At 56.0% G+C, this 6,372-nt stretch carries 7 protein-coding genes, 1 tRNA gene and 1 rRNA gene; 6 read left to right on the plus strand and 3 right to left on the minus strand.

Annotated elements, in window-relative coordinates:
* The first annotated feature begins 14 nt into the window (after positions 1–14).
* Both dusB and fis read left to right on the plus strand, forming a co-directional pair.
* A complete protein-coding gene (dusB, locus tag B3229_RS09080; protein ID WP_286870411.1) occupies positions 15–980 on the plus strand; it encodes a tRNA dihydrouridine synthase DusB in 966 nt (321 codons plus the stop codon).
* A gap of 24 nt (positions 981–1,004) precedes the next feature.
* Entirely contained in the window at positions 1,005–1,301 is a 297-nt protein-coding gene (fis, locus tag B3229_RS09085) for a DNA-binding transcriptional regulator Fis (RefSeq protein ID WP_000462905.1), read from the plus strand.
* Positions 1,302–1,369: 68 nt separating this feature from the next.
* Here fis and B3229_RS09090 read toward each other — a convergent pair whose 3' ends face one another.
* Positions 1,370–1,564, minus strand: coding sequence for a hypothetical protein (locus B3229_RS09090; RefSeq protein ID WP_286870400.1), 195 nt, complete (start codon positions 1,562–1,564; stop codon positions 1,370–1,372).
* A 284-nt stretch (positions 1,565–1,848) separates the two neighbouring features.
* Between B3229_RS09090 and B3229_RS09095 the strand changes: the two genes are divergently transcribed.
* From B3229_RS09095 to B3229_RS09110, 4 genes are all read left to right on the plus strand, one after another.
* The gene (locus B3229_RS09095; RefSeq protein WP_033792385.1) at positions 1,849–2,874 is read left to right on the plus strand and encodes an amino acid ABC transporter substrate-binding protein; all 1,026 of its coding nucleotides are present in this window, start codon (positions 1,849–1,851) and stop codon (positions 2,872–2,874) included.
* 67 nt (positions 2,875–2,941) lie between these two features.
* Positions 2,942–4,120: an amino acid ABC transporter permease gene (locus B3229_RS09100; RefSeq protein ID WP_048785024.1), complete on the plus strand. Its 1,179-nt coding sequence runs from the start codon at positions 2,942–2,944 to the stop codon at positions 4,118–4,120.
* A gap of 15 nt (positions 4,121–4,135) precedes the next feature.
* The gene (locus B3229_RS09105) at positions 4,136–5,236 is read left to right on the plus strand and encodes an amino acid ABC transporter permease (protein WP_286870401.1); all 1,101 of its coding nucleotides are present in this window, start codon (positions 4,136–4,138) and stop codon (positions 5,234–5,236) included.
* An 8-nt stretch (positions 5,237–5,244) separates the two neighbouring features.
* Positions 5,245–6,003 carry an amino acid ABC transporter ATP-binding protein gene (locus B3229_RS09110; RefSeq protein ID WP_048785028.1) on the plus strand — a complete coding sequence of 253 codons (759 nt, stop codon included), beginning with the start codon at positions 5,245–5,247 and terminating at the stop codon, positions 6,001–6,003.
* Between the two features lie 117 nt (positions 6,004–6,120).
* Here the strand turns inward: B3229_RS09110 and rrf are convergent.
* Together rrf and B3229_RS09120 are read right to left on the minus strand one after the other, a co-directional pair.
* A 5S ribosomal RNA gene (gene rrf / locus B3229_RS09115) occupies positions 6,121–6,236 on the minus strand.
* A 32-nt stretch (positions 6,237–6,268) separates the two neighbouring features.
* Positions 6,269–6,344, minus strand: a tRNA-Thr gene (locus tag B3229_RS09120).
* Between the last annotated feature and the right edge of the window lie 28 nt (positions 6,345–6,372).

Below are 6,372 nucleotides of genomic sequence, written 5' to 3' on the forward strand. Positions count from 1 at the left end.
GTCACTTCTTCTTCATGCGCATTGGACACCACCAGCTACGTAATCGACTCATTGCTGCGCCGATGGCCGGGATTACCGACAGGCCGTTCCGCACGCTCTGTTTTGAGAACGGCGCCGGTATGGCGGTCTCCGAGATGCTGTCATCTAACCCTGAAGTCTGGGCCAGTGACAAATCCCGTTTGCGTATGGTGCACAGTGACGAGCCCGGCGTTCGCGCCGTGCAGATAGCAGGTTGCGATCCCGATGATATGGCGGCGGCCGCGCGTATTAACGTGGCGTCTGGCGCGCAGATCATCGATATCAACATGGGTTGCCCGGCCAAAAAAGTGAATCGCAAGATGGCAGGCTCAGCGCTGCTGCAGTATCCCGAGCTGGTGAAATCTATTCTCACCGCCGTGGTTAACGCAGTGGATGTGCCCGTTACGCTGAAGATTCGCACCGGCTGGGATACGGAAAACCGTAACTGTGTAGAGATTGCCCAATTGGCTGAACGCTGTGGCATTCAGGCCCTGACGATACATGGACGCACTCGTGCCTGCCTGTTCAACGGGGAAGCTGAATACGACAGCATTCGGACAGTTAAGCAGAGTGTCACCATTCCCGTTATCGCGAATGGCGACATAACTGACCCGCATAAAGCCAGAGCCGTGCTTGACTATACGGGGGCCGATGCCCTGATGATAGGCCGCGCGGCTCAGGGAAGACCGTGGATCTTCCGGGAAATCCAGCATTATCTGGACACTGGGGAGCTGCTTGCGCCGCTGCCGCTGGCAGAGGTGAAGCGTATGCTCGTTGCGCATATACGTGAGCTGCACGACTTTTATGGTCCATGCAAGGGATACCGTATATCGCGAAAGCACGTCTCCTGGTATTTGCAGGAGCATGCCCCTAATGACCAGTTTCGGCGCACATTCAACGCCATAGAGGATGCCAGCGAACAGCTGGAGGCGTTGGAGGCATACTTCGAAAATCTTGCGTAAACGAAATAAAGAGCTGAAAGAACTATGTTCGAACAACGCGTAAATTCTGACGTACTGACCGTTTCTACCGTTAACTCACAGGATCAGGTGACGCAAAAGCCTCTGCGTGATTCGGTTAAACAGGCACTGAAGAACTATTTTGCTCAACTGAACGGTCAGGATGTTAATGACCTCTATGAGCTGGTACTGGCTGAAGTCGAGCAGCCCCTGTTGGACATGGTGATGCAGTATACCCGTGGCAACCAGACCCGTGCTGCGCTGATGATGGGTATCAACCGTGGTACTCTGCGTAAGAAACTGAAAAAATACGGCATGAACTGATTTTTAGTTGATGCGGTAAATGACGCCAGCCTGAGTGCTGGCGTTTTTATTTGCGCAGCGTTTCGCATTCACGCTGAAAGCGATGAAACAACTCGCTCGCAAATGGTAACCTTAGTTGCAATCGCGCCAGTGAAAATTACCTGCGCATTGATTTCCATTCTTCCCTGACGCATCTTCCCTTTTCTTCCCTTGTTTCCCCGCAGCGCCAGCGCTGACGCCCGCTGAGTGATCTCCATTGTCGAAAAGCGTAACTCATCTTCCACATACATCCTTTCCTGAGCTTTGGCTCACATTGCTTCCATATAGTGAAACTATTTGCACTAATTGTGATCGGGGCGACTCGCTTTGCTTCCTTTTGGTGCGCGATAGTAACGCTGCTTTCCTGCTTCTTCAGATTAATAAGAGATCTTTCCAGCCCACTCACGTTTCTGCAAACCTGGCACTGGCTTTGCAATGCTATGCGTGGCTGACCGCCACAGACAGGTAATAGCGCGCTGCAGAGCGCGCATCAAACATAACAAAATAATTACGCCACACAGGATGCTTTATGAAAAAGATGATGCTCTCTACGTTGGTCGCCGCCGCTGCGCTCCTCGCGGTTACTCAGCAGGCGCACGCTGGCACCACGCTGGATGCGATTAAGAAGAAAGGTTTTGTGCAGTGCGGTATCAGCGATGGTCTGCCGGGCTTCTCCTATGCTGACGCCAGCGGCAAATTCTCCGGCATCGACGTTGACGTCTGCCGCGCGGCAGCCGCCGCCGTTTTCGGCGACGCCAGCAAAGTGAAATATACGCCGCTGACCGCGAAAGAGCGTTTCACCGCGCTGCAGTCAGGCGAAGTGGATATTCTGTCGCGCAACACGACCTGGACTTCTTCGCGCGACGGCGGCATGGGCTTCCTGTTTGCTGGCGTGAACTACTATGACGGCATCGGCTTTTTGACTCACCAGAAAGCAGGCCTGAAAAGTGCGAAAGAGCTGGACGGCGCAACGGTCTGTATTCAGGCGGGCACCGATACCGAGCTTAACGTGGCGGACTTCTTCAAAGCCAACAAAATGCAGTACACCCCGGTGACCTTCGATCGCTCTGACGAATCTGCCAAGGCGCTCGACAGCGGTCGCTGCGATACGCTGGCGTCCGATCAGTCGCAGCTCTACGCGCTGCGTATCAAACTCGGCAAGCCGGACGAGTTTATCGTACTGCCGGAAGTGATCTCGAAAGAGCCGCTGGGCCCGGTCGTGCGTCGCGGCGACGATGACTGGTTCACTATCGTGAAGTGGTCGCTCTACGCTATGCTGAACGCGGAAGAGATGGGCATCAACTCGAAGAATGTTGATCAGATGACCGCCAAGCCGACTACGCCGGATATGGCGCATCTGCTGGGCGCCGAAGGCGACTTTGGCAAAGACCTGAAGCTCGACAACAAGTGGGCCTATAACATCATCAAGCAAGTCGGCAACTACCAGGAAGTGTTTGATCGCAACGTGGGCAAAGACAGCGCGCTGAAGATTGCGCGCGGCCAGAACGCGCTGTGGAATCAGGGCGGCATTCAGTACGCCCCACCGGTCCGCTAATCACACATGTTAACGGGACGCCGCGTTGCGCGGCGTCCTGCCTGCGCTTTGTCTCTGAGGTTTCAACATGTCACAACGCCCAAGCGTGAAAAGGGACATTTCATTCGGTAATCCCGCGGTTCGCGCCTGGCTTTACCAGATTATCGCCATTGTTGCGGTGGTTATCGTGGTGGGTTATCTGATCCACAATACGATTATCAACCTTGCCAGCCGTGGTATTACGTCCGGATTCGGCTTTCTTGAGCGCAGCGCCGGTTTCGGTATTGTCCAGCATCTCATCGAGTACACCGAAGGCGATACCTACGCGCGCGTGTTTCTGGTGGGCCTGACCAATACTCTGCTGGTTTCTGCGCTCTGCATCGTTTTCGCGTCGCTGCTGGGATTTTTCATCGGCCTGGCGCGCCTGTCGGATAACTGGCTGCTGCGCAAGCTCTCGACTATCTATATCGAAACCTTCCGCAATATTCCGCCGCTGCTGCAGATCTTCTTCTGGTACTTCGCGGTGCTGCGTAATCTTCCCGGCCCGCGTCAGGCGTTAAGCGCCTTCGATCTCGCCTTCGTCAGCAACCGCGGGCTCTATGTGCCCTGGCCGCAGTATGCGCCAGGCTCCGGACCCTTTATCGTTGCGCTGGCACTGGCCGCCGCGGGCAGCTATGCGCTGTTCCGCTATCATCGCAAATATCAGCTCAAGACCGGCCAGCTGCGCCGCACCTGGCCCGCCGCTCTCGCCATGTTCGTGCTGTTTCCTGTGGTGGCGCACCTGGGATTCGGCGCCGCCACGCACTGGGACGTGCCGACGCTGCGCGGCTTTAACTTCCGCGGCGGCTTCGTAATGATCCCGGAGCTGGCGGCGCTGACTCTGGCGCTCTCTGTCTACACCTCATCGTTTATCGCCGAGGTGATCCGCGCCGGTATTCAGTCCGTGCCGCACGGCCAGCATGAAGCCGCACGCTCGCTGGGCTTGCCCAATCCGGTGACGCTGCGTCAGGTCATTATCCCGCAGGCGATGCGCGTCATTATTCCGCCGCTTACCAGTCAGTACCTCAACATCGTAAAAAACTCCTCGCTGGCGGCCGCGATCGGCTACCCCGATATGGTGTCGCTGTTTGCCGGCACGGTGCTGAACCAGACCGGCCAGGCGATTGAAACTATCGCTATCACCATGGGCGTCTATCTGGTGATCAGCCTGGTGATTTCGCTGTTGATGAATATCTATAACCGCAAAATTGCGCTGGTCGAGCGCTAAGAGAACGGGATGACGATGTCTGTTACTACACACGAAGCCTCGCCGGCAGCCACCACGCCGCTGAGCCGCGCCTGGGTCTGGGCGCGAAAAAATCTCTTCTCCAGCTGGTTTAATACGCTGCTGACGCTGTTTTGCCTCTGGCTGATGTGGGAGGTGATCCCGCCCGCGCTGGAGTGGCTGGTATTCCAGGCAAACTGGATTGGCGAAACGCGCGCCGACTGCACCAAAGAGGGCGCATGCTGGGTATTTATTCATGCGCGCTTCGGCCAGTTTATGTATGGACTCTATCCGCACGAGCTGCGCTGGCGTATTAAACTGGCGCTGGTGCTGGGCGTCGCCTCGATTATCCCGATGTTTGTGAAATCTCTTCCGCATCGCGGCCGCTATATCGCCTGCTGGGCGGTAATCTATCCCCTCGTCGTCTGGATGCTGATGTATGGCGGCCTGTTTGGCCTGGAGCACGTCGAGACGCGCCAGTGGGGCGGGCTAACGCTAACGCTGATTATCGCCGCGGTCGGCATCGCCGGCGCGCTGCCGCTGGGTATTCTGCTGGCGCTGGGACGTCGCTCGCGTATGCCGGTCGTGCGTACGCTATCGATCATTTTTATCGAGTTCTGGCGCGGCGTGCCGTTGATTACCGTGCTGTTTATGTCGTCGGTGATGCTGCCGCTGTTTATGTCGGAAGGCACCAGCATCGATAAGCTGGTGCGCGCGCTAGTTGGGGTGATTTTGTTCCAGTCAGCTTACGTCGCCGAAGTGGTGCGCGGCGGTTTGCAGGCGCTGCCGAAAGGTCAGTATGAAGCGGCAGAGTCGCTGGCGCTCGGCTACTGGAAAACTCAGCTGCTGGTGATTTTACCACAGGCGCTGAAGCTCACGATCCCCGGCCTGGTGAACACCATTATCGCGCTGTTCAAAGATACCAGTCTGGTAATCATTATCGGCCTTTTCGATCTGTTCAGCAGCGTGCAGCAGGCTACCGTCGATCCCGCCTGGCTCGGGATGTCGACCGAAGGCTATGTCTTTGCCGCGCTGGTTTACTGGATTTTCTGTTTTAGCATGTCGCGCTATAGCCAGCATCTGGAAAAGCGCTTTCACACCGGGCGTAAATCGCATTGAGGTTTTCCATGACACAACATTTGCATCACGATTCAGCTTTGATGATTTCGCTCGAGAACGTGAATAAATGGTATGGGCAGTTTCATGTCCTGAAAGATATTAACCTGCAGGTGAAGCCGCGCGAGCGTATCGTGCTGTGCGGCCCTTCCGGTTCCGGTAAGTCTACGACGATCCGCTGCATTAACCATCTGGAAGAGCATCAGCAAGGACGCATCGTTGTCGACGGCATCCATCTGAATGATGATGTACGCAACATCGAACGCGTGCGTACCGAAGTGGGTATGGTGTTTCAGCACTTCAATCTTTTTCCGCACCTGACGGTGCTGCAGAACTGCACGCTGGCGCCCATCTGGGTGCGTAAGACCGCGAAAAAAGAGGCAGAAGCGCTGGCGATGCACTACCTGGAGCGCGTACGCATCGCCGAGCATGCGCATAAGTTTCCGGGCCAGCTCTCTGGCGGACAGCAGCAGCGCGTGGCGATTGCGCGTTCGCTCTGCATGAAACCGAAGATTATGTTGTTCGATGAGCCGACCTCAGCGCTGGATCCCGAGATGGTTAAAGAGGTGCTGGATACCATGATTGGGCTGGCGGAAGACGGCATGACAATGCTGTGCGTTACTCATGAGATGGGGTTTGCCCGTACCGTGGCCGATCGCGTGATCTTTATGGATCGCGGCGAGATCGTGGAGATGGCGCCGCCGGAAACTTTCTTTTCAAACCCGACGTCTGAACGTACGCGCGCGTTTTTATCGCAGGTTATCCATTAACGCTGAGCACAGCGTCAACGGCCCCGGACAGGTTCCGGGGTTTTTTGTGGGTAAAAAGACAAAGCGCAGAAAAGAAAAAAGCCCTTTGCTTATGCAAAGGGCTTTTTCTTGTTTGATGCCTGGCAGTTCCCTACTCTCGCATGGGGAGACCCCACACTACCATCGGCGCTACGGCGTTTCACTTCTGAGTTCGGCATGGGGTCAGGTGGGACCGCCGCGCTAAAGCCGCCAGGCAAATTCTTTATTCGCCGAACTCTTACGTAACTGGTGCTGATACCCAGAGTCGAACTGGGGACCTCACCCTTACCAAGGGTGCGCTCTACCAACTGAGCCATATCAGCACACTGTATTTGGATGCCTGGCAGTTCC

It is taken from the genome of Pantoea sp. UBA5035 (assembly GCF_002415245.1).
In the GTDB taxonomy this organism is placed as follows: Bacteria; Pseudomonadota; Gammaproteobacteria; order Enterobacterales; family Enterobacteriaceae; genus Pantoea; species Pantoea septica.

Coding starts and splice junctions, on each gene's coding strand:
- dusB (WP_286870411.1), top strand. CDS start 15: ATGCGCATTGGACACCACCAGCTACGTAATCGACTCATTGCTGCGCCG.
- fis (WP_000462905.1), top strand. CDS start 1,005: ATGTTCGAACAACGCGTAAATTCTGACGTACTGACCGTTTCTACCGTT.
- B3229_RS09095 (WP_033792385.1), top strand. CDS start 1,849: ATGAAAAAGATGATGCTCTCTACGTTGGTCGCCGCCGCTGCGCTCCTC.
- B3229_RS09100 (WP_048785024.1), top strand. CDS start 2,942: ATGTCACAACGCCCAAGCGTGAAAAGGGACATTTCATTCGGTAATCCC.
- B3229_RS09105 (WP_286870401.1), top strand. CDS start 4,136: ATGTCTGTTACTACACACGAAGCCTCGCCGGCAGCCACCACGCCGCTG.
- B3229_RS09110 (WP_048785028.1), top strand. CDS start 5,245: ATGACACAACATTTGCATCACGATTCAGCTTTGATGATTTCGCTCGAG.